This window comes from Streptomyces sp. NPDC049813 (assembly GCF_044465085.1).
Lineage (GTDB): Bacteria > Actinomycetota > Actinomycetes > Streptomycetales > Streptomycetaceae > Streptomyces.
In genome coordinates this window covers 93,913-118,202 of record NZ_JBITLI010000003.1, presented here as the reverse complement: position 1 = coordinate 118,202, position 24,290 = coordinate 93,913, and the positions used below count along the sequence as shown (strand labels likewise).

General features: G+C 75.0%; 21 protein-coding genes. 16 read left to right on the top strand and 5 right to left on the bottom strand.

Features of this window, described 5'->3' with window-relative positions; genetic code table 11:
* Window positions 1-44 precede the first annotated feature (44 nt).
* On the bottom strand, window positions 45-833 hold the full coding sequence (locus tag ACIBW6_RS08070) for a class I SAM-dependent methyltransferase (RefSeq protein ID WP_399057918.1): 789 nt from the start codon (window positions 831-833) through the stop codon (window positions 45-47).
* A complete protein-coding gene (locus tag ACIBW6_RS08065) occupies window positions 830-1,834 on the bottom strand; it encodes a carboxymuconolactone decarboxylase family protein (RefSeq protein ID WP_399057916.1) in 1,005 nt (334 codons plus the stop codon). Before ACIBW6_RS08065 ends, ACIBW6_RS08070 begins: the two co-directional genes overlap by 4 nt.
* A 377-nt stretch (window positions 1,835-2,211) precedes the next feature.
* Here ACIBW6_RS08065 and ACIBW6_RS08060 point away from each other — a divergent pair, with 377 nt between their 5' ends.
* From ACIBW6_RS08060 to ACIBW6_RS07995, 14 genes are all read left to right on the top strand, one after another.
* Complete coding sequence (locus tag ACIBW6_RS08060; RefSeq protein ID WP_399058784.1) at window positions 2,212-3,360, top strand: sensor histidine kinase; 1,149 nt, start codon at window positions 2,212-2,214, stop codon at window positions 3,358-3,360.
* A complete protein-coding gene (locus tag ACIBW6_RS08055) occupies window positions 3,357-4,079 on the top strand; it encodes a response regulator (RefSeq protein ID WP_399057914.1) in 723 nt (240 codons plus the stop codon). The genes ACIBW6_RS08060 and ACIBW6_RS08055 overlap by 4 nt, the downstream gene beginning before the upstream one ends.
* 60 nt (window positions 4,080-4,139) lie before the next feature.
* Complete coding sequence (locus ACIBW6_RS08050; protein WP_399057912.1) at window positions 4,140-4,541, top strand: cold-shock protein; 402 nt, start codon at window positions 4,140-4,142, stop codon at window positions 4,539-4,541.
* A 343-nt stretch (window positions 4,542-4,884) separates the two neighbouring features.
* Window positions 4,885-6,453, top strand: coding sequence for an ABC transporter substrate-binding protein (locus ACIBW6_RS08045; protein ID WP_399058782.1), 1,569 nt, complete (start codon window positions 4,885-4,887; stop codon window positions 6,451-6,453).
* A 104-nt stretch (window positions 6,454-6,557) separates the two neighbouring features.
* Window positions 6,558-7,511 carry an ABC transporter permease gene (locus ACIBW6_RS08040; RefSeq protein ID WP_399058780.1) on the top strand — a complete coding sequence of 318 codons (954 nt, stop codon included), beginning with the start codon at window positions 6,558-6,560 and terminating at the stop codon, window positions 7,509-7,511.
* Window positions 7,508-8,392 carry an ABC transporter permease gene (locus ACIBW6_RS08035; RefSeq protein WP_399057910.1) on the top strand — a complete coding sequence of 295 codons (885 nt, stop codon included), beginning with the start codon at window positions 7,508-7,510 and terminating at the stop codon, window positions 8,390-8,392. The genes ACIBW6_RS08040 and ACIBW6_RS08035 overlap by 4 nt, the downstream gene beginning before the upstream one ends.
* Window positions 8,389-9,426, top strand: a complete 1,038-nt coding sequence (locus tag ACIBW6_RS08030) for an ABC transporter ATP-binding protein (RefSeq protein WP_399057908.1) — start codon at window positions 8,389-8,391, stop codon at window positions 9,424-9,426. The genes ACIBW6_RS08035 and ACIBW6_RS08030 overlap by 4 nt, the downstream gene beginning before the upstream one ends.
* Entirely contained in the window at window positions 9,423-10,457 is a 1,035-nt protein-coding gene (locus ACIBW6_RS08025; RefSeq protein WP_399057905.1) for an ABC transporter ATP-binding protein, read from the top strand. Before ACIBW6_RS08030 ends, ACIBW6_RS08025 begins: the two co-directional genes overlap by 4 nt.
* Before the next feature lie 8 nt (window positions 10,458-10,465).
* On the top strand, window positions 10,466-12,307 hold the full coding sequence (locus ACIBW6_RS08020; protein WP_399057903.1) for a gamma-glutamyltransferase family protein: 1,842 nt from the start codon (window positions 10,466-10,468) through the stop codon (window positions 12,305-12,307).
* A gap of 104 nt (window positions 12,308-12,411) precedes the next feature.
* Window positions 12,412-13,275: an inositol monophosphatase family protein gene (locus ACIBW6_RS08015; RefSeq protein ID WP_399057901.1), complete on the top strand. Its 864-nt coding sequence runs from the start codon at window positions 12,412-12,414 to the stop codon at window positions 13,273-13,275.
* 101 nt (window positions 13,276-13,376) lie between these two features.
* Window positions 13,377-14,798 (top strand): phytoene desaturase family protein, encoded by a 1,422-nt coding sequence (locus ACIBW6_RS08010; protein WP_399057899.1) that lies wholly within the window; start codon window positions 13,377-13,379, stop codon window positions 14,796-14,798.
* The gene (locus ACIBW6_RS08005; RefSeq protein ID WP_399057897.1) at window positions 14,795-15,310 is read left to right on the top strand and encodes an O-acetyl-ADP-ribose deacetylase; all 516 of its coding nucleotides are present in this window, start codon (window positions 14,795-14,797) and stop codon (window positions 15,308-15,310) included. Before ACIBW6_RS08010 ends, ACIBW6_RS08005 begins: the two co-directional genes overlap by 4 nt.
* Window positions 15,311-15,510: 200 nt before the next feature.
* On the top strand, window positions 15,511-16,977 hold the full coding sequence (locus ACIBW6_RS08000) for an AlkA N-terminal domain-containing protein (protein ID WP_399058778.1): 1,467 nt from the start codon (window positions 15,511-15,513) through the stop codon (window positions 16,975-16,977).
* Between the two features lie 12 nt (window positions 16,978-16,989).
* Window positions 16,990-17,478 (top strand): methylated-DNA--[protein]-cysteine S-methyltransferase, encoded by a 489-nt coding sequence (locus ACIBW6_RS07995; protein ID WP_399057895.1) that lies wholly within the window; start codon window positions 16,990-16,992, stop codon window positions 17,476-17,478.
* A gap of 37 nt (window positions 17,479-17,515) precedes the next feature.
* Here ACIBW6_RS07995 and ACIBW6_RS07990 read toward each other — a convergent pair whose 3' ends face one another.
* The gene (locus ACIBW6_RS07990) at window positions 17,516-18,958 is read right to left on the bottom strand and encodes an MFS transporter (protein ID WP_399057893.1); all 1,443 of its coding nucleotides are present in this window, start codon (window positions 18,956-18,958) and stop codon (window positions 17,516-17,518) included.
* Window positions 18,955-19,923 carry a nucleoside hydrolase gene (locus tag ACIBW6_RS07985; protein WP_399057891.1) on the bottom strand — a complete coding sequence of 323 codons (969 nt, stop codon included), beginning with the start codon at window positions 19,921-19,923 and terminating at the stop codon, window positions 18,955-18,957. Before ACIBW6_RS07985 ends, ACIBW6_RS07990 begins: the two co-directional genes overlap by 4 nt.
* Window positions 19,924-20,267: 344 nt before the next feature.
* Here ACIBW6_RS07985 and ACIBW6_RS07980 point away from each other — a divergent pair, with 344 nt between their 5' ends.
* Window positions 20,268-21,419, top strand: coding sequence for a glycerate kinase (locus ACIBW6_RS07980; RefSeq protein ID WP_399057889.1), 1,152 nt, complete (start codon window positions 20,268-20,270; stop codon window positions 21,417-21,419).
* 426 nt (window positions 21,420-21,845) lie between these two features.
* On the opposite strand, the gene ACIBW6_RS07975 is transcribed toward ACIBW6_RS07980, so the two are convergent.
* The gene (locus tag ACIBW6_RS07975) at window positions 21,846-23,042 is read right to left on the bottom strand and encodes a helix-turn-helix domain-containing protein (RefSeq protein ID WP_399057887.1); all 1,197 of its coding nucleotides are present in this window, start codon (window positions 23,040-23,042) and stop codon (window positions 21,846-21,848) included.
* A 224-nt stretch (window positions 23,043-23,266) separates the two neighbouring features.
* On the opposite strand from ACIBW6_RS07975, the gene ACIBW6_RS07970 reads away from it, so the two are divergent.
* Complete coding sequence (locus tag ACIBW6_RS07970; protein ID WP_399057885.1) at window positions 23,267-24,088, top strand: ABC transporter ATP-binding protein; 822 nt, start codon at window positions 23,267-23,269, stop codon at window positions 24,086-24,088.
* Window positions 24,089-24,290: the final 202 nt, after the last annotated feature.

The window sequence follows — 24,290 nt, the reverse complement described above, 5'->3', positions numbered from 1 at the left end:
ATGAGTTCCTGTGCCGCGATACCGCCACTTCCGTCACCCCGGCATCACGCACCGGCATCGTCCCGGCGTACGGCCTGCACCAGCCACACCCCGGCGCGGGCCGGGGCCCGCGCGAGGGTGGACGTCGTGGCGTCGGCGTCGGCGGGCGCGTCGCCCCACCACGTGCGGACGTCCACCGGGCGGACCGCGATCCGCTCGAAGACGCGGTGCAGCACGGCGTTGATCCGGTACGGCTCGGACAGGGAGGACATCGCGGCGCCGGCGGCGCGCGCGGCGGGGTCGGGCGCGGTGGGCGCCGCGTCCCGTGCGCCCGTGGCCGGCCCCAGGGTGAACCCGGTGAGCGCCGTGCTCCCCTGTGCCGCCGCGTCCGGCGGGCGCGGGCAGACGAGGACGAGCCGGCCGCCCGGGCGCAGGGCGCGCGCCACGTTCGCGAACGCCGCCACCGGGTCCCCGGAGAACGTCACCCCGCCGAGGCTGATGGCGACGTCGTAGCCGCCCGGCGCGAACGGATGCTTCTGGGCGTCCCCGGCCTCGAAGGCCGCCCCCGGCACCCCCTCCTCGGCCGCGCGGGCGCGGGCCCGCTCGATCAGCGGCACCGAGATGTCCACGCCCAGCGCGTGGCCCGGCGCCGCGAGCCGGGCCGCCGTGCGGGTGGTGGCCCCGGCGCCGCAGCCGAGGTCCAGGACCCGGTCGCCCGGGGCGAGCGCGGCGGCCGCGAACAGCACCTCGTCGGCCTCGCCGAGCAGCGCGTCGAAGCGGCGGTGACGGGTGGCCCAGGGGTGACCGGACGGACCGTTCCAGGCCTGCACCTTGCGGGGTTCGGCGGTGGTCACCGCGACTCCCGCGGCGCCGGCGCGGGCAGCGCCGACTCGATCCGGTCGACGGCCGCGAACGCCCCGTACGCGATCAGCCGGACCAGGTCGCCGTCGGTGGTCCGCGGGCCGCGCCACGCCGCGACGTCCTCGTCCGTGATCCGGTACGGCGCGAGCGCGGCGAGCAGGGCAAGGCGCGCCCCCGGCCGCGCCGCCCGGTCCGGCAGCCCGCCGGGGCCGGGCGCCGGATGCGAGCCGTCCCAGCGCGCGACGGTCTGCTGGACGAGGCCGAGGTCGGCGTCGGTCAGCAGACCCGCGCCCGCCGTCGCCGCGGTGCGCAGCGCGTCGTAGGCCGGGCCCACCGGGGTGCCGGCCGCCCAGTGCGGGCCGGGCCCCGGCGCGTCGAGCAGCGGCAGTGACGCGCCCGGGGTGTGCGCGGCGCGGACCACGCGGGAGACGCTCCGGCCGGCCAGGGAACGGACCGCCCGCAGCCGCTGGGCGCCCCCGGGCAGCAGGTTCTCGTCGCACAGCGCGGAGACGATCCGGTTGATGAAGTGGAAGGCCAGCGCGGTACCGAGGTGCGAGGCGAGATCCGCGGCGGCGAACGGCGGCGGCGCCAGCTCCGGCGCCCCCGGCACACGGGTGGCCCGCCCCCAGGCCAGGAGCTGCGCCGCCCGCTCGTCGCGCGGGGCCGCGCCGGCCGCCACCGCCTCGCCGAGCGCGTGGTCGCCGGTGGCGTGCAGCAGCACGGCGTGCGCGTCGACGCAGAACGGGCAGCGGTTCGCCTGGGAGGCGCCGGCCGCGACCAGCTCACGGTCGGCGCGCGCGCCGCTGCCCGCGATGAGCGACTCCCGCAGCAACGCCCAGGCAGGGGCGAGGAGTTCGGGCGCCGAGGAGAGGACGACGAGCGTCGAGGGGCGGGCGATGCCGAAGTCGGTCGCGGTCTGCGCCCAGACCGCGGCGGCGGTGCCGGTGGCGGTGGCGGGGGAGGGCGGTCGGGTGTAGCGGTACGGGCCGGACATGCGGGCTCCTCGGGCCGGTGGTGCCAGGGTTGCGCGGACCCGTCCAGCCTCACCCGGCGCCCCGGCCGCGGGCGTCGTCCGCCGGAGCCCACCTCCGGCTACTCCCGGGGGAGTACCCACGCCCCCCGAGCCGTCCTCACGACGGACGCCCACCCCGGCCGCCGCCACCTAGCCTTCGGGACATGACGGGGGACGCGGGGACGACACGGGGCGACGCGGCGAGCCCGGGCGCGTCGGTGCCGGGCGGGACGAGACGGGCCTCGGCGGGGCAGGGCGCTGTGGGGCTGAGTAACGCGGGGCAGGCCACAAGGGTCCAGGTCCCCTCGGCTCAGGCCGCCGGGCCCCCGTCCTCCTGGCGCGGGTACCTCGGCGACGGCGTGCTGGCCGGCGTGGCCTGTGTCGTCGTCGTTCTCGCCGCGGCGCTCGGGAACGAGGGGCCGACTCCGCTGGACCACGTCCTGATGACGGCGTCGGCGGTGGCCCTGGCGGGCTACCGGCGGGCGCCCCGCGCCGTGCTGCTCGCCGCCACCGCCCTCGCCACCGCGTACGTGGTGCACGCCCACCCCGGGCCCTGGGCGGCGTTCCCCGTGCTCGGCGCGGTGCACGCGGCGGCCCGGGCGGGGCACCGGGGTCTCGCGGCCGCCGCCGCGGGGGCCTTCCTCACCACGTACGTCCTGCGGGACGCACTCGCGGGGGACGGCGCCGCGACGCGCGGCACGCTGCTCGCGGGCTGGTTCCTGTGCGCGGTCGTGACGGGGCTCGCCGACAAGAACTGGCAGGCCTATCTGCACCAGACGGAGCAACGCGCCCTGGAGGCGGAGCGCACCAGGGAGGAGGCGGCGGCGCGCCGCGCGGGCGAGGAACGGCTGCGGATCGCCCGCGAGTTGCACGACTCGCTGACCCACTCCATCTCGATCGTCAAACTCCAGGCGGGGGTCGCCGTCCACCTCGCGCGCAAGCGCGGCGAGGAGGTACCGCCCGCGCTCCTCGCCATCCAGGAGGCGAGCGGCGAGGCGATGCGCGAACTGCGCTCCACGTTGGACGTGCTGCGCACGGACGAACCCACCGGCGGCCCGGCGCTGCTGGTCGAACGGGCGCGCTCGGCCGGCATCGCGGTCGCCCTCACCGTGACCGGCGCCGAGTGCCCGCTGCCCGCCCCGCTGGACCGGGCGGCGTACCGCATCGTGCAGGAGGCCCTCACGAACGTCGCGCGGCACGCGGGCCGCGGAGCCGGGGCGGAGGTCCGACTCGGCTACGAGCAGGCCGCGTTGACGGTCCGGGTGACGGACACCGGAGGGGCGTCCCCGGCCCGGCCGGTCACCGAGGGCACGGGCCTGACCGGCATGCGCGAGCGGGTCGCCGCGCTCGGCGGCACGCTCGCCGCGGGGCCGCGCGCGGACGGCGGTTTCGAGGTGCACGCGCGGCTGCCGCTCACCGGGACACCGGCCGCGGGCCCGCCCGCAGGACCGCTCGCCCCGCACGACCGGCACACCGGGTACGGCGCCGTCCCGGGGGCCGCCCCGTGATCCGCGTCGTGCTCGTCGACGACCAGGCGCTGATGCGCGCGGGCTTCCGGGCGCTGCTGGACGCGGAGGACGGCATCGAGGTAGTGGGGGAGGCGGTGGACGGGGACGCCGGTGTCGAAGTCGTCCGCCGGCGCGTCCCGGACGTGGTGCTGATGGATGTCCAGATGCCCGGCACCGGCGGCATCGAGGCGACCCGGCGGATCGCCGCGGACCCCGCCCTGGCCGCGGTCCGCGTCGTCATGCTCACCAACTACGGCCTCGACGCGTACGTCTTCGACGCGCTGCGCGCGGGTGCCTCCGGCTTCTTGCTCAAGGACAGCGAACCGGCGGACCTGCTCACCGGGATCGCGGTCGTCGTGCGTGGTGACGCCCTGCTCTCGCCGTCGGTCACGCGCCGCCTCATCGGCGCGTTCGTGGCGCGGCCCCCGGACCGCGCCACCGCGCCGGGACTGGAGTGCCTCACCCCGCGCGAGCGCGAGGTCACCGCGCTGGCCGCACGCGGCCTGACCAACGAGGAGATCGCCGCGCACATGGTGATCAGCCCCTTCACGGCGAAGACCCACGTCAGCCGTGCCATGACCAAGCTCGGCGCCCGCGACCGGGCCCAGCTCGTCGTGTTCGCCTACGAGTCCGGTCTGGTCACGGCACGGGCCCCGCGGAGCGCCGGCGCGGCGCCCCCGGACGGGACCACGGCCCGGCGCCGGGCGGACAGGCTCTAGTATCCGCAGCAGTTGCTGGAGGGTGCGGACACGGGTCCGCCGTGGTGGTTGGGGGTCGGCGTGGTCGCTGGTCGTGTGGTGCGCTTCGACGGAGCGCGCGGATATGGATTCATCGCGCCGGACGACGGAGGTGAGGACGTCTTCCTGCACGTGAACGACCTCCTCATCCCCGAGTCGTACCTGCGCACCGGGCTGAAGGTCGCCTTCGACATCGAGGAGGGCGAGCGGGGCCCCAAGGCCTCGTCCGTGCAGCTCGCCGAGGGGGCCACCGCGCCCGCGCCCGGCCGGGGCGCGGTCGACGGCGACGACGTGATGTGTGACGTGCTGCGCGTCGACGAGTTCACGAACGAGGTCACCGAACTGCTGTTGCGGGCCGCTCCCTCACTGACCGGGGAGCAGATCCTCGCGGTCCGCCGCGAACTGGTGCAGAGCGGTCGCAAGCACGGTTGGGTGGACAGCTGACCGTCGCGTAGGAGGAGGACCCCCGGGGCCCGGGCCGAGTCACGCACTCGGCCCGGGCCCCGCGGCGTTGTAGGGGGGCGCGTCCCGGGGTCCGGGCCCGCCGGAGCGTTCTGCCCCGCCCGTCCCTCTATGTCGCGTCCAGTTATTCAATCTTCATCGTTTCCCGTCCGGCATCCGGACAACCCCCTTGTCCTGCGGACTGTATGCGAAATACGTTCTGCGGTATTCCTTGATCGCCCACAGGTTTCCGTGCCCCGGGCAGGGACCCGCGGAGCCATTTTCCTGGCGGAGGTATGCCCTCGTGCGCCGAACAGCCTTTGCCCTCGCGGCAGTTGCCCTGGTGATGTCCACAACGGCGGGCTGCGGCTCCCTGCAGTCCTCGGCCACCGAGGTCGGCGGGGAGCGGATGACCGACGACCGGCCCGTCCGGGACGGCGGCACCCTCACGGTCGCCCTCAACGCGGACCCCGACAAGCTCGACCCGACCCTCGCCCAGACCCTCGTCGGCCGCACCGTCTTCGCCGGGATGTGCGAGAAGCTCTACGACGTGGCCGCGGACGGCGAGGTCGTGCCCCAGCTGGCGACCGCCCTGCCCGAGGTCTCCGCCGACGGCCGCACCGTCTCCTTCGACGTCCGCGAGGACGCGCGGTTCAGCGACGGCACGAAGCTCGACGCGGCCGCCGTCGCCACCTCCCTGCTGCGCCACCGCGACCTCGCCGGTTCGGCCCGGGCCACCGAACTCGCCCCGCTGAAGGACGCCGAGGCCGTCGGCCCGTACCGGGTGCGGCTCACCCTCAGGCAGGCCTACGTCCCGCTCACGGCGGTCCTGGCCGACCGCGCCGGGATGGTGATGTCCCCGGCCGCGCTGAAGAAGTACGGCAAGGACTTCACCAACCACCCGTCCTGCGTCGGCCCGTTCAAGTTCGCCGAACGCGTCGGCGGCGACCGCATCGTCCTCACCAGGGACCCGCACTACTACGACGCGGACGCGGTCCACCTGGACAAGGTGGTCTACAAGCCGATCCCCGACGGCAGCGTCCGCCTCGCCAACCTGCGCTCCGGCGACCTCCAGGTCGGCGACCAGATGGCGCCGGTCGACGTGAAGAGCGCCCTCACCGACAACAAGCTCCAGCTGTTCAACTCACCCTCGCTCGGCTACCAGGGCATCGGCATCAACGTCGGCAACGTCAAGGGGCTCGGCGAGCGGCCCGGCCGCATCGACACCCCGATGGCCCGCGACGTCCGCGTCCGCGCGGCCTTCGAGCTCGCCATCGACCGCGACCTCATCAACAAGGTCGTCTTCCAGGGCATGTACGAGCCGGCCTGCGGCCCCGTTTCACCGGAGTCCGCCCTCGCCCCGGGCGTCCCGGCCTCCCGGTGCCCCAAGCGCGATGTCGGCGCCGCCAAGCGGCTGTTGAGGCAGGCGGGCGTCGACACCCCGGTGCCCGTCGAGCTGAAGATCTCCACCACCCCCGAGTGGAGCCGCATCGGCCAGGTCGTCCAGGCCATGGCCAAGGACGCCGGCTTCGCCGTCACCCTGCGTCCGACCGAGTACGCCACCATGCTCGAAGAGACCGACGACGGCCACTACACCGCCTTCAACAGCGGCTGGTCCGGACGGCTCGACCCGGACGGCAACATCGCCAGCTTCCTGCAGACCCGCGGCGCGATGAACGCCTACGGCCTCTCCGACAAGAGGATCGACGCCCTCGTCGAGCGCGGCCGCACCGAGGCCGACCCGGCCGAACGCACCCGCATCTACGACGAGGTGACCCGCCGCGTCAACGACGCGCACGCGCTGATCTACCTCTACCGCCAGAAGAACTACGTCGTCGCCGGGAAGGACGTCGCGGGCGTGCGCGTCTACGGCGACGGTCTCGTGCGCGTGAAGAAGGCGGGGTACGCCAAGTGACGACCGCCCAGACCGCCCAAGCCGCCCGGCCGGGCCCGGCCACCCCGGACGGGCCGGCGGCGAAGCCGGCCGCCGCCCGGACCGGCTGGTTCACCGGCCACCCCATGGCCGGGTACGTCCTCACCCGCCTGCGCCAGTCCGTCATCACCCTCTTCCTGGTCTCCGTCGTCGTCTTCGCCGGGATCCGCGCCCTGCCCGGCGACCCGGCGCTCGCCCTCGCCGGCGAGGAGCGCAGCCCCAAGGCGCTCGCCGCGATCCGCGCCGAGTACGGACTCGACGACAACATCGTGATCCAGTACGCGCGCTTCATCGGCCACGCCCTCCAGGGCGACCTCGGCACCTCCTCGCGCACCGGCCTGCCGGTCGCCGACGCCATCGGCCAGGCCCTGCCCGTCACCCTCGAACTCGCCGCGCTCTCCCTGCTCCTGGCGATCGTCCTCGGCATCGGCGCCGGGATCGTCGCGGCCGTGCGGCGCGGCCGCCCCGCCGAGTGGATCGCCAACGGGCTCGCGCTGCTCGGCCTGTCGATCCCCACCTTCTGGCTGGGCATCGTGCTGGTCCTCGCCTTCGCGATCGCCCTGCCCGTCTTCGCCGCCTCCGGCTTCGTCCCGTTCGCCACCGACCCGCTCGACAACCTGCGCCGCATGGTGCTGCCCGCGATCGTCCTCGGCTCCGGGCTCGCCGCCGTCGTCATGCGCCAGACCCGCGCCGCGATGCTCGACTCCCTCTCCGCCGACTACGTGCGCACGGCCCGCGCCAAGGGGCTCACCCGCCGCGCCGTCATCGGCGGCCACGCGCTGCGCAACTCCCTGGTCACCGTGGTCACCGTGCTCGGCCTGCAACTGGGCCACCTGGTCTCCGGCGCGGTCGTCACGGAGCAGATCTTCGTCCTCCCCGGCTTCGGCAAGCTCACCATCGACGCCGTCTTCACGCGTGACTACGCGACCCTGCAAGGCGTGGTGCTGTGCACCTCCGCCGCGTACATCTTCATCAACCTGCTGGTCGACGTGGCGTACTCGGTCATCGACCCGCGCATCCGGCTCGGAGGTGCCCGGTGACCACACCGGCTCTGTCAGGCATCCGCACCCAGGTGCTCAAGGGCGCACGCAGCCCCAAGCTGCGCGCCCTGCGCGACAACAAGCTGGCCATGACCGGCGCCGTCATCGCCGCGGTCTTCGTGCTCGCCGCGCTGTTCGCCCCGCTCATCGCGCCCTACGACCCCGCGCGGCCGGACTTCGACCACGTCCTGGGGGCGCCGAGCTGGAGCCACTGGCTCGGCACCGACGACCTCGGCCGCGACCAGCTCTCCCGCGTCGTCCACGGGGCACGGGCCTCCATGCAGGTCGGCGTCCTCGCGGTCGTCCTCGCCTTCGTCATCGGCGTCCCGCTCGGCCTGCTCGCGGGCTTCTACGGACGCCTCACCGACAGCGTCGTCTCCCGCGTCACCGACACCATGCTCGCCTTCCCCTTCCTGGTGCTCGCGGTCGGTCTCGCCGCCGTCCTCGGCCCGTCGCTGTCCAACGCGACCATCGCCATCGGCATCTCGCAGATCCCGGCCGTCATACGTATCACCCGCGCCGAGACACTGCGCCTCAAGCACGCCGACTACGTGGCCGCCGCCGTCGCCAACGGAGGCGGCGACGGGACCGTCCTGTTCCGCCACATCCTGCCCAACGCGACCTCCGCGCTCACCGTGCAGGCCACCGTCGGCATCCCCGCCGCCATCCTCGGCGAGGCCCTGCTCAGCTTCCTCGGCCTCGGCGTGCAGCCGCCCGAGCCCTCGCTCGGCGTGATGCTCTCCTCCGCCCAGTCCTTCCTCGCGCCCGCGCCCTGGATGGCGGTCTTCCCCGGCCTCGCCGTGGTCGCCGCGACCCTGGCGTTCAACCTGCTCGGCGACGGCCTGCGCGACGTCCTCGACCCCCGTGGAGCGACCCGATGAGCCAGCCGAGCCCGTCCCCGGCCGCCGCACCCGTGCTGAGCGTGCGCGACCTGTCCGTCACCTTCCGCACCGGCCCCTCCGGCACCCGCACCGTGCACGCCGTCGACCACCTCTCCTTCGACCTGCGGGCCGGCGAGGTCCTCGCCGTGGTCGGCGAATCGGGCTGCGGCAAGTCCGTCACCTCGACCGCCGTCATGGGGCTGCTGCCGCCCACCGCGCACGTGACCGGCTCCGTCCGGCTCGGCGACCGCGAGCTGGCGGGCGCCGACGACACGGCGTACGGGACGGTCCGCGGCAAGGACATCGCGATGATCTTCCAGGAGCCGATGACCTCGCTGAACCCGGTGCTCACCATCGGCCGGCAGATCGGCGAGGTGCTCCGCCACCACCAGGGCCTGAGCCGCAAGCAGGCCCGCGCGCGGGCCGTCGACCTCCTCGGCCTCGTCGGCATCCCGGCGCCCGCCCAGCGCGTCGACGAGTACCCGCACCAGCTCTCCGGCGGCATGCGCCAGCGCGTCATGATCGCCATCGCGGTCGCCTGCGACCCGGCCGTCCTCATCGCCGACGAACCCACCACCGCCCTCGACGTCACCGTCCAGGCGGGCATCCTCGAAGTCCTCCAGTCGCTGCGGACCCGCCTCGGCACCGCCATCGTGCTCATCACGCACGACCTCGGCGTCGTCGCCGACATCGCCGACCGCGTCCTCGTCATGTACGCCGGCCGCCCCGTCGAACAGGCTCCGGTGGCCGAGCTGTTCGCCACGCCCCGGCACCCGTACACCCGCGGCCTGCTCTCCGCCGTACTGCGCCCCGGCGCCGCCAAGGAGCGGCTGCCGGAGATCCCCGGGCTCGTGCCGAGCCTCGACGCGCAGCCCGACGCCTGCACGTTCGCGCCGCGCTGCGCCCGCGCCGACGCCACCTGCACCACCAGCCGCCCCGGCTTCAAGGCCGTCGCCGCGAAGGCGGGCGCCGACGCCGCCCACCGCGCCGCCTGCTGGCACCCGCACACCCTTCAGGAGGCGACCGCCCCATGAGCACCCCGGTACTGGAACTGCGCGGCCTGGAGCGGCACTTCGCGAGTGCCGGCGGCACCGTGCGCGCCGCCGACGGCGTCACCCTGACCGTCGGCCGCGGCGAGGTCGTCGGCCTCGTCGGCGAGTCCGGCAGCGGCAAGTCGACCGTCGGACGCTGCGCCGTGCGCCTCGACGACCCCACCGGCGGCACCGTCCACATCAACGGCACCGACGTGACCACAATGTCGCGCCGCGCCCTGCGCCCCCTGCGCAAGGACTTCCACCTGGTCTTCCAGGACCCCTCGTCCTCGCTCGACCCGCGCATGACCGTCGGCCGGATCATCGCCGAGCCGCTGCTCCTGCACGGCATCGCGAAGAAGGACGCCGCCCGCGCGCGCGTGGCCGAACTCCTCGCCCACGTAGGGCTGCGCCCCGAGCACGCCGACCGGCACCCGCACGAACTCTCCGGCGGCCAGCGCCAGCGCATCTCCATCGCCCGCGCGCTCGCCGTCGACCCCGACCTCCTGGTCGCCGACGAGCCGACCTCCGCCCTCGACGTCTCCGTGCAGGCCAGCGTCCTGAACCTGCTCGCCGACCTCCAGCGCGACCGCGGCTTCGGCTGCCTGTTCATCACGCACGACCTGGCCGCCGTCGAGTACCTGGCGGACCGGATCGCCGTCATGTACCTCGGCCAGATCGTCGAACAGGCCCCCACCGCCGAGCTGTTCGCGGACCCCAAGCACCCCTACACCCAGGCCCTGCTGTCGGCCGCGCCCGTCCCCGACCCGGTCACCCAGCGCACCCGCGAACGCATCGTCCTCAGCGGCGAACTGCCCAGCCCCCTCGCGCCGCCACCCGGCTGCCGCTTCCACACCCGCTGCCCGCTCGCCGTCGACCGCTGCCGCACGGAGGTGCCGGCCCTGCGCACCCTGCCCGGCGGCCGCGAGGTCTCCTGCCACCTCGTGACCGACGACGGCACGGCCCCCGACGCCGCCACAGCCCCTCCACCGACCTCTCGTACGATCCCGGACAACCGCACCGCCACCCGCTAGGAGCCCCCTTGTTCACCACCCGGCCGACCCTCCAGGGCACCTTCGGCATGGTGTCCTCCACGCACTACCTCGCCTCCCAGTCCGCCATGGCGGTCCTGGAGTCCGGCGGCAACGCCTACGACGCCGCGGTCGCCGCGGGCTTCGTGCTGCACGTCGTCGAACCGCACCTGAACGGGCCCGCGGGCGAGGTGCCGATCCTCCTCGCCCCGGCCGGCGGCGAGGTGCGGGTGCTGTGCGGCCAGGGCGTCGCGCCCGCCGGCGCCACCGTCGCCCACTACAAGGACCTCGGCCTCGACCTGGTGCCCGGCACCGGCCCCCTCGCCGCCGCCGTCCCCGGCGCCTTCGACGCCTGGATGCTCCTCCTGCGCGACCACGGCACGAAGTCCCTCGCCGAGGTCCTCGCGTACGCCATCGGCTACGCGCAGGACGGGCACGCCCCCGTCGAGCGCGTCGGCGAGACCGTCGCGACCGTGAGCGAGCTCTTCACGACCGAGTGGCCCTCGTCGGCCGAGATCTACCTGGCCGACGGCAGGCCCCCCGCCCCCGGCGAACTCCTGCGCAACCCGGCGCTCGCCGCCACCTGGAAGCGCGTCATAGCGGAAGCGGAGGCCGCCGGCGACGACCGCACCGCCCAGATCGAGGAGGCGCGGCGCGTCTGGCGCGAGGGCTTCATCGCCGACGCCCTCGTCCGCCAGGCGGCCCGCCCCACCCTGGACACCAGCGGCGAACGGCACACCGGCACCCTCACCCACGCCGACCTGGCCGCCTGGGAAGCGACGTACGAGGCCCCGGCGACCTACGACTGGAACGGCTGGACCCTGTGCAAGGCCGGCGGCTGGAGCCAGGGCCCCGCCTTCCTCCAGCAGCTCGCCCTGCTCCCGCCCGAACTGCCCGCCTACGGCTCCGCCGACTACGTCCACCTGCTCGTCGAGGGCTGCAAGCTCGCCATGGCCGACCGCGAGGCCTGGTACGGCGACGCCGCGGACGTCCCCGTCGACGCCCTGCTGTCGGACGACTACAACGCCGCGCGCCGCGCCCTGATCGACCCGGCGAAGGCCTCGCACGACCTGCGGCCCGGCAGCCCGCTCGGCGCCGCGCCCCGGCTCAGCGCGCACGCCACCGCGGTCGCCGCCGGAGAGCCGGGCTTCGACGCCATGGGCGTGGCCGGCGCGGGCGAGCCGACGGTCGCCAAGAGCCCCGCGTCCCCGGTGCCGGGCGAGCCCGAGGTCGACGCCGACGGAACCACCCGCGGCGACACCTGTCACCTCGACATCGTCGACCGCTGGGGCAACATGGTCGCCGCGACGCCGTCCGGGGGCTGGCTCCAGTCCAACCCCGTCGTGCCCGAACTGGGCTTCCCGCTCGGTACGCGGCTGCAGATGGCCTGGCTGGAGGAGGGCCTGCCGAACTCGCTCACCCCCGGCCGCCGCCCGCGCACCACGCTGACCCCCTCCCTCGCCCTGAAGGACGGCGTCCCCGTGCTGGCCTTCGGCACCCCCGGCGGCGACCAGCAGGACCAGTGGCAGCTGCACTTCTTCCTCGCGGTGGCGCTGCGCGCCCCCGTCCGCGGCGGCCTCGACCTCCAGGGCGCCATCGACGCCCCGAACTGGCACAACGACTCCTTCCCCGGCTCCTTCTTCCCGCGCGGCATGCGGCCCGGCTCGGTGACCGTCGAGGCGCGCACGGCCGGGGAGGTCGTCGCCGAGCTGCGCCGCCGCGGCCACGACGTGACCGTCGGCGACGCCTGGTCCGAGGGTCGCCTGTGCGCCGTCGCCCGCGACCCGCGCACCGGCGTCCTGTCGGCGGCGGCCAACCCGCGCGGCATGCAGGGGTACGCGGTCGGCCGGTGACCGCTGTGGGGGGAATCACTGTGGAATCGCCGATTTCACGGTGATTCCACCCACAGTTCATCCGATGAGTCCGCGTTGTCAGTGGGGCGTGTTCTCATGGAGGCATGATCGAAACAGTCACAGAAAGCATCGATGACTTTCTGACCCGTCACGTCACCGACCAGCTCCTCACCGACGTCGAGCGCGCCGTCCGCGCCGCTGCCGCCGCCGAGATCACCCCGCGCTTCCGGCAGCTCGCCGCCCACGAGATCCAGCAGAAGAGCGCCCCGCACGACCTCGTCACCGTCGCCGACCGGCGCGCCGAGGAGTACCTCACCCGGGAACTGCCCGCGCTGCTGCCGGGCTCCGTCGTGGTCGGCGAGGAAGCCGTCGCCGCCGACCCGGCGACGTACGAGGCGATCCGGGGCACCGCCCCGGTCTGGATCGTCGACCCGGTCGACGGCACCCGCCAGTTCGTCCACGGCGACCCCGGCTTCTGCACCCTCGTCGCCCTCGCGCTCGACGGTGTCGTCCTCGCCTCCTGGACGTACGCGCCCGCGCGCGGCGAGTTCGCCGTGGCCGTGCGCGGCCGGGGCGCCCGGCTGAACGGCCGGGTCCTGCCCGCCGGCAGCCCCGCACCCGGCCGCGACCTGCGCGTCGCCACCTCGCACCCCGACTTCACCACCGACGCGCAGAAGCGCACCCTGCTCGGCCTGCGCACGGACGGCGTCGCGCCGCGCCCGTGCGGCTCGGCGGGCCTGGAGTACCTCGCGGTCGCCCGCGGCGACCTCGACGCCGTCGCCTTCGGCTGGGAGCTGGCCTGGGACCACGCGGCCGGCCTGCTCCTCGTCGAGGAGACCGGCGGCGCGCACCTCACCCGCGACGGCGTCCCCTTCGCGCTGACCGGTGGGAACGCACTGCCGTTCACCGCCGCGCGCGACGCCGCGACCGCGCGCCGGATCGCCGCCCTCCTCGCGGCCGGCGGCTGACCGCACCCGCGCGCCGGACGGGGGCACCCCGGCCCGGCGTCGCCCGTGCTCCGGCATATCCTGTGCGGGCAGTGGCCGTCGGCTGACAAAGGAGTCCGAAGGTGCCGTCGATGCTCGATGCCGTCGTGGTGGGTGCGGGACCGAACGGGCTGACCGCCGCGGTCGAACTGGCCAGGCGAGGCCTGTCCGTGGCCCTCTTCGAGGCCGGGTCCACCGTCGGCGGCGGCGCCCGCACCGAGGAGCTGACGCTGCCCGGCTTCCGCCACGACCCCTGCTCGGCGGCGCACCCGCTGGCCGTCAACTCCCCGGCGTTCCGGGCGATGCCGCTGGAGCGCTACGGACTCGACTGGGCCCACCCGGAACTGCCCATGGCCCACCCCTTCCCCGACGGCACGGCCGCCGTCCTCGCCCGCTCCGTCGCCGAGACCGCCGCCTCCTTCGGGCCGCGCGACGCGGGCGCGTACCGGCGCCTGGTGGAACCGCTCCTGCCGCGCTGGGACGCCCTCGTCCGGGACTTCATGTCCCTGCCGCTCAGCGCGCTGCCCCGGGACCCCGTCACGCTCGCCCGGTTCGGCCTGCGCGGACTGCCGCCCGCCACCTGGCTGATGCGCCGCTTCCGCGACGAGCGGGCCCCCGCCCTCTTCTCCGGTCTGGTCGCCCACACCATCGCCCCGCTCGGCGGTCCCGCGACCTCCGCGATCGGCCTCGTCTTCGCGCTCGCCGCCCACGCGCGCGGCTGGCCGGTGGCCCGCGGCGGCTCCCAGTCCCTCTCCGACGCGCTCGCCGCGTACCTGAAGGACCTCGGCGGCGCGATCCACACCGACTACGCGGTCAAGCGACTCGACGACCTGCCGCCCGCCCGCGCCTACGTCTTCGACACCTCGCCCACCGCCCTCGCCCGGATCGCGGGCCTCGGCCGCTACTACGACCGGTTCCGCTACGGGGCCGCCGTCTTCAAGCTCGACTACGCCCTCGACGGCCCGGTGCCGTGGACCGCGCCGCAGGCCCGGCGGGCCGGAACCGTGCAGATCGGCCCCCACCGCTCCGACATCGACGAGGCCCTGCGCGCCGCGTCGGCCCGCGGCCGCGCCCCCGCCGCGCCGTTCCTCATCACCGTGCAGCCGAGCGTCGTGGACGCCACCCGCGCGCCCGCGGGCAAGCACACCTTCTGGGCCTACGGCCACGTACCGAACGGCTGGAGCGGCGATCTCACCGACGCCGTCGAACGCCAACTGGAGCGCTTCGCACCGGGGTTCAGGGACCTCGTCCTCGCCCGCGCCACCGCCGGCCCGCCCGAACTGGCCGCGCGCAACCCCAACTACGTGGGCGGCGACATCTCCTGCGGCTCCGTCAGCGGCCTCCAGCTGCTGCTGCGCCCCAAGCTCTCCCTCTCCCCGTACACCACCCCGCACCCGGCCGTCTTCATCTGCTCGTCGGCGACCCCGCCGGGGCCCGGCGTCCACGGCATGCCCGGGCACAACGCGGCGAAGGCCGTCTGGCGCCGGCTGCGGGCGGCCGGGTGAGCGCCCGTTTGGTCCTGGTCCAGGGCGACATCACCCGGCAGGACGTGGACGCGGTGGTGAACGCGGCCAACTCCTCGCTGCTGGGCGGCGGCGGGGTCGACGGCGCCATCCACCGCGCCGGCGGCCCCGAGATCCTCGCCGCCTGCCGCGCGCTGCGCGCCTCCCACTACGGCAGGGGGCTGCCCACCGGCCAGGCGGTCGCCACCACCGCGGGCCGCCTCCCGGCCCGCCACGTCATCCACACGGTCGGCCCCCGCTGGTCGGCCACCGAGGACCGCTCCGACCTCCTCGCCTCCTGCTACCGGGAGTCCCTGAGGACCGCCGTCGAGCTGGGCGCCCGTACGGTGGCGTTCCCCGCGATCTCCACCGGCATCTACGGCTGGCCGCTGGACGACGGTGCGCGGATCGCCGTACGCACGGTCCGCGCCGAGGCCGCGCCCGGCATCGAGGAGATCCGCTTCGTGGTCTTCGACGAACGGGCTCATGAGGTGTTCGCGCGGGCCTTGAAGTAGCGGCATTCCGCTGCCCACCGGACGCGGCGGGACTCAGCGGCCCCCGGCTCACGCGCGCGGCCGGTCCCGGCGCGCACCGGGGGCCGCCGAGCCCGGCACCGCCGTGACACCATGATGTCGGATTCCCGCCAGCCGCCCCGCTCACCATGGCCGATCCTGGAATCATGCCCATCACCGAGAGCGCGCCCCGCGCCACCGGCATGCACACCGACACCGAGCGGTGCGTGCGCGCGGTGCAGGCGAAGGACACCCGGTTCGACGGGGTGTTCTTCACCGCCGTCGTGACCACCCGCATCTACTGCCGGCCCGGCTGCCCCGTCGTGCCGCCCAAACCGCGGAACATGGTCTTCTACCCGAGCGCCGCCGCCTGCCAGCAGGCCGGGTACCGGGCCTGCAAGCGGTGCCGGCCCGACACCAGCCCCGGCTCGCCGGAGTGGAACCAGCGAGCCGACCTGACCGCCCGCGCCATGCGGCTCATCGCCGACGGCACCGTCGACCGCGAGGGCGTCCCGGGCCTGGCCCGCCGGCTCGGGTACAGCGCGCGGCAGATCGAGCGGCAGCTGCTCGCCGAGCTGGGCGCAGGACCGCTCGCGCTCGCCCGGTCGCAGCGCGCGGGGACCGCCCGGTTGCTCATCGAGACCACGGGGCTGCCGATGGCGGACATCGCGTTCGCCGCCGGGTTCGCCTCGATCCGCACCTTCAACGACACCGTCCGCGAGGTCTTCGCGCTCTCCCCGAGCGAACTGCGCACCCGCGCCCCCCGGGGCCTGCCGAGCGCACCCGGCGCGCTCACGCTCCGGCTGCCGTTCCGCGCGCCCCTCACCCCCGACAACCTATTCGGCCACCTCGCGGCGACCGCCGTCCCGGGCGTCGAGGAGTGGCGCGACGGGGCCTACCGGCGCACGCTCCGGCTCCCGTACGGGCACGGGGTCGTGGCCCTGACGCCCGGCGCCACGCACATCGGCTGCCGGCTGGTCCTCAGCGACCGGCGCGATCTGACCGTCGCCATCAGCCGCTGCCGCCGCCTGCTCGACCTCGACGCCGATCCGGTCGCGGTGGACGGCCGGCTGCGCGCCGACCCGCTGCTCGCGCCGCACGTCGACGCGGCGCCGGGCCGCCGGGTGCCGCGCACCGTCGACGAGGCCGAGTTCGCGGTCCGGGCGGTGCTCGGGCAGCAGGTCTCCACCGCGGCGGCCCGCACGCACGCCGCCCGGCTCGTCGCCGCCCACGGCGAACCCGTCGACGACCCCGAGGGGGGCCTCACCCACCTCTTCCCGGCACCCGCCGCGCTCGCCTCGCTCGACCCGGAGAGCCTGGCCCTGCCCCGCAGCCGCCGGACCACGCTGACCACGCTCGTACGCCGACTGGCCGACGGGGAGCTCACCTTGGGCCCCGAGTCCGACTGGGACGAGACCCGCGCCCGCCTCGCCGCGCTGCCCGGCTTCGGGCCCTGGACGGTCGAGGCCATCGCGATGCGCGCCCTCGGCGACCCGGACGCCTTCCTCCCCACCGACCTCGGTATCCGGCGCGCCGCGCGGGAGCTGGGGCTGCCGCACACCCCGGCCGCCCTGACCGCGCGCGCCGCGGCCTGGCGCCCCTGGCGGGCGTACGCCGTCCAGTACCTGTGGGCCACCGACAGCCACCCCATCAACTCCCTGCCCGCCTGAGGACGCAGAACCATGGAACACATGCAGCACACCCTCATCGACAGCCCGTACGGCCCGCTCACCCTGGTCGCCGCCGACGGCGCCCTGTGCGGCCTCTACATGACCGAGCAGCGCCACCGCCCCGCAGAGGAGACCTTCGGCGTCCGCGACGAGCGTCCCTTCGGCGCGGTGATCGACCAGCTGACGGCCTATTTCCAGGGCGAGTTGACGACGTTCGACCTGCCGCTGAACCTGCGCGGCACGCCCTTCCAGCGCCGCGTCTGGGAAGAGCTGCGGCACATCCCGTACGGCGAGACCCGCACCTACGGCGAGCTCGCGGCGGCCCTCGGCAACCCGGCGGCCTCCCGCGCCGTGGGCCTGGCCAACGGCAAGAACCCGGTGGGCGTCATCGTGCCCTGCCACCGGGTGATCGGCGCGGGCGGCGGCCTCACCGGGTACGGCGGCGGCCTGGAACGCAAACGGCGCCTGCTCGACTTCGAACGCGGCGCGGCCCTGTTCTAGGCCGCGTCCGGCGAGCAGGCGCCGCCGGAGCGGGTGGCTACGAGGTCGCCTCCGCGTCCACCGGCTTCGGGATGAGCAGCGAGGCGAACAGGGCCGCCACGATCAGGACCAGGCCCGCCACGACACCGGCGCTGTAACCGCCGACGGAGGCCCCGCCGTCGGGGGTGACCGCGTCCATCACGGCGTACAGGACGACGAAGCTCAGGCCCGCGCCCAGGTTGAAGCAGCCCGCGTTCAGGCCCGGCAGGAAGCCCGGGTTCTCCTGGGGGGACAGCAGGATGCCGAGGCCGTTGAGCATGATGTTGACCGTGCCCGCGTAGGTCGCGCCGAGCAGGATCGACGAGGCGAGCAGCAGCCCCGACGAGTCGGTCTGCAGGGTCAGCAGGGCGAGCACCGTGGCGACGGCGGTCGCGACGAGGCCGATGCGCAGGACGCGGCCGTAGCCGAAGCTCGCCGCGAGCCGTCCGGCCAGCGGGCCCATGGCGAGGCCCGCGAGCGCGTACGGCGTCAGCGTCCACCAGGTGGCGCCCTCGGCGCCGAGGCCGAGACCGGCCGCGGTGTCCTGGGCGAAGCCGGGCAGCAGGCCGTTCATGATGGCGAAGACGCCGGTCATGGTCAGCATGGTCGACAGGAGCAGCGACCAGGTGGCGCGCCGCTTCAGCAGGTGCGTGGCGACCAGGGGGGTGCGGGCGCGGGTCTCCGTCCGCCAGAACGCCCAGAACGCGAGCGCGGCCAGGACGAGGAGGCCGACGGCGAGCGCCCAGTCGGCGTCGGCGAGCTTGCCCGCCTCGTTGAAGGCGATCAGCAGCGCGCCGACGGAGACGACCAGCAGGGCGACGCCCGGCCAGTCCATGGGCGGCCGCTCCGCCGCCCGCGACTCGGAGGCGAAAAGGCGCACGAGGACGGCGGCGAGCGCGGCGAACGCGGTCATGACCCAGAAGATCGACGCGTAGCCGTGGTGCTCGGCCAGCGAGCCGCCCGCGAACGAGTCGACGCCCGCGATCCCGCCGTTGACCGCCGTGACCAGGCCGAGCAGGGTCCCGTACCGCTTCGGGTCGGGCACCTCGACGCGCAGCATGATCAGCGCGAGCGGGATGGTGGGGCCCGAGGCGCCCTGGACGACGCGGCCGACGGCGAGCGTGCCGACGGAGCCGGCCAGGGCGGAGATCACGCAGCCGACGGCCATCAGGACCATCATCGCGGTGAGCACCTTGCGGCGGCCGATCAGGTCGCCGAGGCGCGGCAGGAACAGCGAGAAGAGCGCCGCGGCCGTGAAGAAGGCGGTCTGCGTGACGCCGACGGCCGAGGCCGTCGTGTGCAGCTCGTCGGCCATCGTGGTCAGGGCGGGGCTGAGCATCGAGGCGTTCAGCTGGAAGGCGAAGCTGGCCGCGAGCAGCGCCGCCATCAGCGCGCCGACCCGGGCCGGGCGTCCCGTGCGAGGGCCGCCGGCCGGGGTGTGGGGGGAGGCGGCGACGGTCATGCTGCGCTCTCTCCGGTCTCCCCGGTGGGGTCCCCGATGCGCACGAGGGCGTCCACGACGAGGTCCCAGAAGCGCCCGTGGTCCAGGTCGACGGCGACCTGCGTGTGGCAGTCGGCGGGCGCGGGGGAGCGCAGGTCGGTCACGGTCATCCCGAGGGTGAGCGCGCCGCGCAGCTCGATGTCGACGGGCGCCTTGCGTACGGTCATGACGCCCGGGTCGATGACGTACGCGACGGCGCACGGGTCGTGCACGGGCGGGTGCTCGAAGCCCTGGTTCTCGCGGTAGGCCGCGCGGAAGAACTCCAGGAGTTCGAGGACGAACGCGGCGGGCTTCGTGCCCACGGCCGCGATCTTCTTCTCGACCTCGGGAGTGGCGAGGGCCTGGTGGGTGAGGTCGAGTCCGACCATCGTGACCGGCCACGTCTCGTTGAAGACAATGTGGGCGGCCTCGGGGTCGATGACGATGTTGAACTCGGCGACCGGGCTCCAGTTGCCCTCGTGGAAGCCGCCGCCCATCAGGACGACCTCGCGCACGCGCTCGACGATGCGGGGCTCCTTGCGCGCGGCCAGGGCGATGTTGGTCAGGCCCGCGGTCGGCACGATCGTGATCTCGCCCGGCTCGTGCGCCATCACGGTGTCGATGATGAGGTCGACGGCGTGCCGGTCGTCGAGCTCGGTGGTGGCCTCCGCGAGGGCGGGTCCGTCCAGGCCCGTGTCGCCGTGGATCTCCGCGGCGGTCTCGATCTCGCGGACGAGGGGCCGCGGGCAGCCGGCCGCGAACGGCACCCCGGTGATACCGGCGATCGCCGCCACCGACAGGGCGTTGCGGGTCACCTTCTCCAGGGTCTGGTTCCCGACGACGGTGGTCACGGCCACCAGGTCGATGTCGGGGTTGCCGTGCGCGAGGAGCATGGCGATCGCGTCGTCGTGCCCCGGGTCGCAGTCGAGAATGATCTTCCTGGCCAACGGAATGAGCCCCTTTGCTCCGGAGCACCGTCGCTCCGGTCGGAAATACTGAGCGGGCGGCTGTCCGGACCCGGGTCCGGACAACGGTCCAGGTCAAGCTCACCTCTCGCGACCCGGGTTTGTCAACGCGCGTAGATGCCCCGGTTGGGGTGATCCGCCACACTCCCGCCGCCCGCGGGGGCGCTGCCCGGCGCCGCTCGGACGGCATCCGCCGCCCGCCTCCCGGCCCGCTCCGTCCGTCCCGTGGGCCGGACAGGCATGGGCAGCGGGCCCCTCCTGCGGTTAAGGTCGCAGCGGCGCGACTGCCTTGACGCGAGCAAGGCCAGAACAGCAAGGGGAGCAAGGTGGCGGACGCTGCACAGGCCGCGCGGCACGTGTTGATCGCGGCGGACAAGTTCAAGGGATCGCTCACCGCGGTCCAGGTCGCCGAGCACGTGACCGCGGGACTGCGCCGGGCCGCGCCCGGCGTCGAGATCGCGTCCGTGCCGGTCGCCGACGGCGGCGACGGCACGGTGGCGGCGGCGGTCGCCGCCGGGTTCGAGCGCCGCGAGGTGCGGGTGACCGGGCCGCTCGGCGAACCGGTCACGGCCGCGTACGCGCTGCGCGCGGGCACGGCCGTCGTGGAGATGGCGGAGGCCTCGGGCCTCCAGCTGCTCCCCGAGGGCGTCTTCGCCCCGCTCACCGCGACCACGTACGGCTCCGGCGAGGTCATCGCCGCCGCGCTCGACGCGGGGGCCCGCTCGATCGTCCTCGGCGTCGGCGGCAGCGCCACGACCGACGGCGGCGCGGGGATGCTGGCCGCGCTCGGCGCCCGCTTCCTGGACGCCGCAGGCGCGCCCGTCGGGCCCGGTGGCGGCGCGCTCGCCGCGCTCGCCTCCGCGGACCTGTCCGGTCTCGACCCGCGCCTCGGCGACGTGGAGATCGTCCTCGCCAGCGACGTCGACAACCCGCTCACCGGACCCAAGGGCGCGCCCGCCGTCTACGGCCCGCAGAAGGGGGCGACGCCGGAGGACGTGGCCGCGCTGGACGCCGCCCTCGCCCACTTCGCGAAGGTGCTGGGGGACTGCGTCGGCCCGAAGGCACTGGAGTACGCCGATTCGCCGGGGGCGGGGGCCGCCGGCGGCATCGGGTACGGGGCCCTGGTCGGGCTCGGGGCGAGCTTCCGGGCCGGGATCGAGGTCATGCTCGACGTCCTCGGCTTTGCCCCCGCGCTGGAGGGGGCGACGCTCGTGATCACCGGCGAGGGTTCCCTCGACGAGCAGACCCTGCACGGCAAGGCGCCCGCCGGGGTGGCGGCGGCCGCGCGGGCCGCGGGGGTCGAGGTCGTGGCGGTGTGCGGCCGGCTCGCGCTGTCACCTGCGGTGCTGGGGCGGGCCGGGATTCGGCGGGCCTATGCGTTGACCGATGTGGAGCCGGATGTGGAGCGGTGCATTACGGAGGCGGGGGGCATTCTGGAGGCGGTTGCTGAGCGGATCGGCACGGATTTCCTGACCTGAGCCTGGGTGGGGCGGGGTTCTGCCGCCGCGTCGGCTCGTGGCCTGTTCGTCCGCGGGCCCGGTTGGGGCTGGTCGCGCAGTTCCCCGCGCCCCTGGGTAGTTCTTCGGGTGCGGGCCCGGTGGGGGCTGGTCGCGCAGTTCCCCGCGCCCCTGGAGGCCTGCGGCTTCGCCGCTGCCTCCGTTCCCCGCGCCCTGGAGGCTTGCGGCTTCGCCGCTGCCTCCGTTCCCCGCGCCCTGGAGGCTTGCGGCTTTGCCGCTGCCTCCAGGGGCGCGATGAGATGGCGCACGCAGTGCGCCTCTCAGGGGCGCGGGGAACTGCGCGACCAGCCCCCACGGCGGGTCAGCCGGACGACGGCGCGAGAAGCCCCACCGGGCCGCAGGCGAAGGGCTGCGCTGTTTCGCCCGCCGGACCCGGCCCGGGCCAGGTCAGCTCGGGGTCAAGCGGTAAGCGTCAAGCGCCAGGGTCATCTCCATCAGGTCCCGGGGGCGGGACAACGACCGGGACGTCAGCTGTTCGAGCCGTCGCAGGCGGTTGAAGACCGTGTTCCGGTGACAGTACAACCGCCCGGCGGCCCGCCCCGCGGACCCCTCACAGGCCAGCCACGCGTCCAGCGTCTCCAGCAGCACCGCCCGATCCCCGGGCTCCAGCGCGAGCAGCTCACCGAAGACCCCCGAGACGAGCCGCTGCGCCAGATCCGGCTGGCTCACCACGAGCGCCGTCGGCATCCGCTGGTCGAGCCGGACGACCCCCGTGGTCTCCGGCGGACACGTACGCAGCGCGAGTTCGGCGAGGCGCCGCGCGTGCCCCAGCTCGGCGAGCCCGGCGACGACGGGGCTCATCCCGCCGGGCCCAGGGCAGCGCCCGTCGAGCAGCGCCGCCAGCTCGTCCAGCTCCCGGTCCGCCCCGAACGCCACCACCCCCACCTCGCAGTCCGCCCGCATCCGCCACACGAACCGGAACCCGGGGTCCTGCACCCGCCGGTGGAACGACTCCCGCCCGTCGCGCCGCTCGGCCCGCAGCACCACCACCGCGTACGGACCGTGCTCCGGCAGGTCGAGCCCGGCCGCCGCCCGCGCCGCGAGCCCCGGCGCAGGACGCCCCTCCAGGAGCGCGTCGAGCAGCGCCTGCATCTGTTCGTCGGTGCGCCGCCGCAGCTCCAGCTCCGTGGTCCGGTACGCCTCCGACGCCGCCTCGGCCTGCGCGTCCACCGCCGCCCACACCATGGTCGCGGAGCGCATCAGCGCCGACAGCCGGTCGGGTTCGCCGCCCGCGCTCTCCATCAGGGCGTCCCAGACGAGGTAGCCCGCGTTGCGGTAGGCGTGCACCAGCAGATCCAGCGGCAGGCCCTGGCCCGCCCGGCGCCGGCCCGCCTCCTCCGCGTAGGCCAGGTCGCGGCGGGGTGAGTCGCGCGGCGCCGAGATCGTCTCGATGCCGATCCGCATGGCCTCCTCGGCCTCCCGCCACTGCACGTCGTGGGGGAGCACCCGCGCGTAGACGTCGGAGAAGGCCGACAACTGCCGTACGTGTTCGTCGACCAGCTCCGGCACCCGCTCCAGCAGGCTCGTGCACGCCTCCTTCAGCAGCTTCCAGTCCTGCCCGGTGCGATGCCTGCGCCCGCCCATCGCTCCTCCTCAAGCGCCCGTAAAGCGACGGCAAAGGACTCGGTCCCTGTGCGGAGGATGCCACCCCGCGCCCGTCCCGGGCAGGCCCCTGACACGGGGTCTTGTGCGCGTGCACAACCGAGGCGGGCGGGCGCTGGGCCCAGGCAGCGATTCCCGGGCGGGCCGTGGACGGGCCGCCCGCGCGGTGCTGTCGTGAGCGCCACCGGTCCAGGAAGGGACACAGAGTGACCGATGCACAAAGGGAGGGCCTCGCCGTCGACGACGTGTCGGTCGGCTACGGTCCCGTACGCGCTCTGCGCGGCGTGACGCTACAGGTGCCGCAGGGCGCCGTCGTGGCCGTGCTCGGCGGCAACGGCGCGGGCAAGACGACCCTGCTGCGCGCCGTCTCGCGCACGCTGGGGTTCCACGGTGGGACGGTCACGTCCGGGGAGGTGCGGTTCGCCGGACGCCGGATCAGCGGCCACTCCGCCGACCGGGTCGTGGCCGCCGGGGTCTGCCAGGTACCGGAGGGCAGGCGGGTGTTCGCCCGGATGACCGTCGCCGACAACCTGCGGGCCGGGGCGCTCGGCTCGACCGGCTCGCGCGCCGACAAGGCGGCGGCGCTGCGCCGCGTCCACGAACTCTTCCCGGTCCTCGCCGACCGGGCCCACCAGCGCGCCGGCCTGCTGTCCGGCGGCGAACAGCAGATGCTGGCGGTCGCCCGCGCCCTGATGGCGGGCCCGCGCCTGCTCCTGCTCGACGAACCCTCGCTCGGCCTCGCGCCGCTGATGGCGGCCCGGATCGCCGACACCGTCCGGGAGATCAACGCCCAGGGCGTCTCCGTCCTGCTCGTCGAGCAGAACGCGGCGCTCGCGCTGCGGCTCGCCTCGCACGCGTACGTCCTGGAGGTCGGCGAGATCACCCTGCACGGCCCCGCGGACGAACTCGCGGACTCCGACGAGGTGCGCCGCCGCTACCTGGGCGTGGTCGACGAGACCGCCGCCGCGGACGCCTCCGGCGGCGCCACGCACGCCCCGGTCCTGCGCCGCTGGGGAGGCACCCGATGAAACCACCGCCCACGACGACCACCCCGTCTCCCCAGCCCGTCTGCGGCCCGGCCTCGCGGCCGGTGCGCGGCCCGGTCCCGCCACCCGTACACGGCCCGGTTTCGCCGCCCGTCTGCGGCCCGGCCTCGCGGCCGGTGCGCGGCCCGGTCCCGCCACCCGTACACGGCCCGGTTTCGCCGCCCGTCTGCGGCCCGGCCTCGCG

Excerpts from the sequence above, each read along its gene's own strand:
- ACIBW6_RS08065 (WP_399057916.1), bottom strand. The coding sequence starts at position 1,834 with ATGTCCGGCCCGTACCGCTACACCCGACCGCCCTCCCCCGCCACCGCC.
- ACIBW6_RS08045 (WP_399058782.1), top strand. The coding sequence starts at position 4,885 with ATGTCCACAACGGCGGGCTGCGGCTCCCTGCAGTCCTCGGCCACCGAG.
- ACIBW6_RS08040 (WP_399058780.1), top strand. The coding sequence starts at position 6,558 with ATGGCCGGGTACGTCCTCACCCGCCTGCGCCAGTCCGTCATCACCCTC.
- ACIBW6_RS08030 (WP_399057908.1), top strand. The coding sequence starts at position 8,389 with ATGAGCCAGCCGAGCCCGTCCCCGGCCGCCGCACCCGTGCTGAGCGTG.
- ACIBW6_RS08025 (WP_399057905.1), top strand. The coding sequence starts at position 9,423 with ATGAGCACCCCGGTACTGGAACTGCGCGGCCTGGAGCGGCACTTCGCG.
- ACIBW6_RS08015 (WP_399057901.1), top strand. The coding sequence starts at position 12,412 with ATGATCGAAACAGTCACAGAAAGCATCGATGACTTTCTGACCCGTCAC.
- ACIBW6_RS08000 (WP_399058778.1), top strand. The coding sequence starts at position 15,511 with ATGCACACCGACACCGAGCGGTGCGTGCGCGCGGTGCAGGCGAAGGAC.
- ACIBW6_RS07995 (WP_399057895.1), top strand. The coding sequence starts at position 16,990 with ATGGAACACATGCAGCACACCCTCATCGACAGCCCGTACGGCCCGCTC.
- ACIBW6_RS07990 (WP_399057893.1), bottom strand. The coding sequence starts at position 18,958 with ATGACCGTCGCCGCCTCCCCCCACACCCCGGCCGGCGGCCCTCGCACG.
- ACIBW6_RS07975 (WP_399057887.1), bottom strand. The coding sequence starts at position 23,042 with ATGGGCGGGCGCAGGCATCGCACCGGGCAGGACTGGAAGCTGCTGAAG.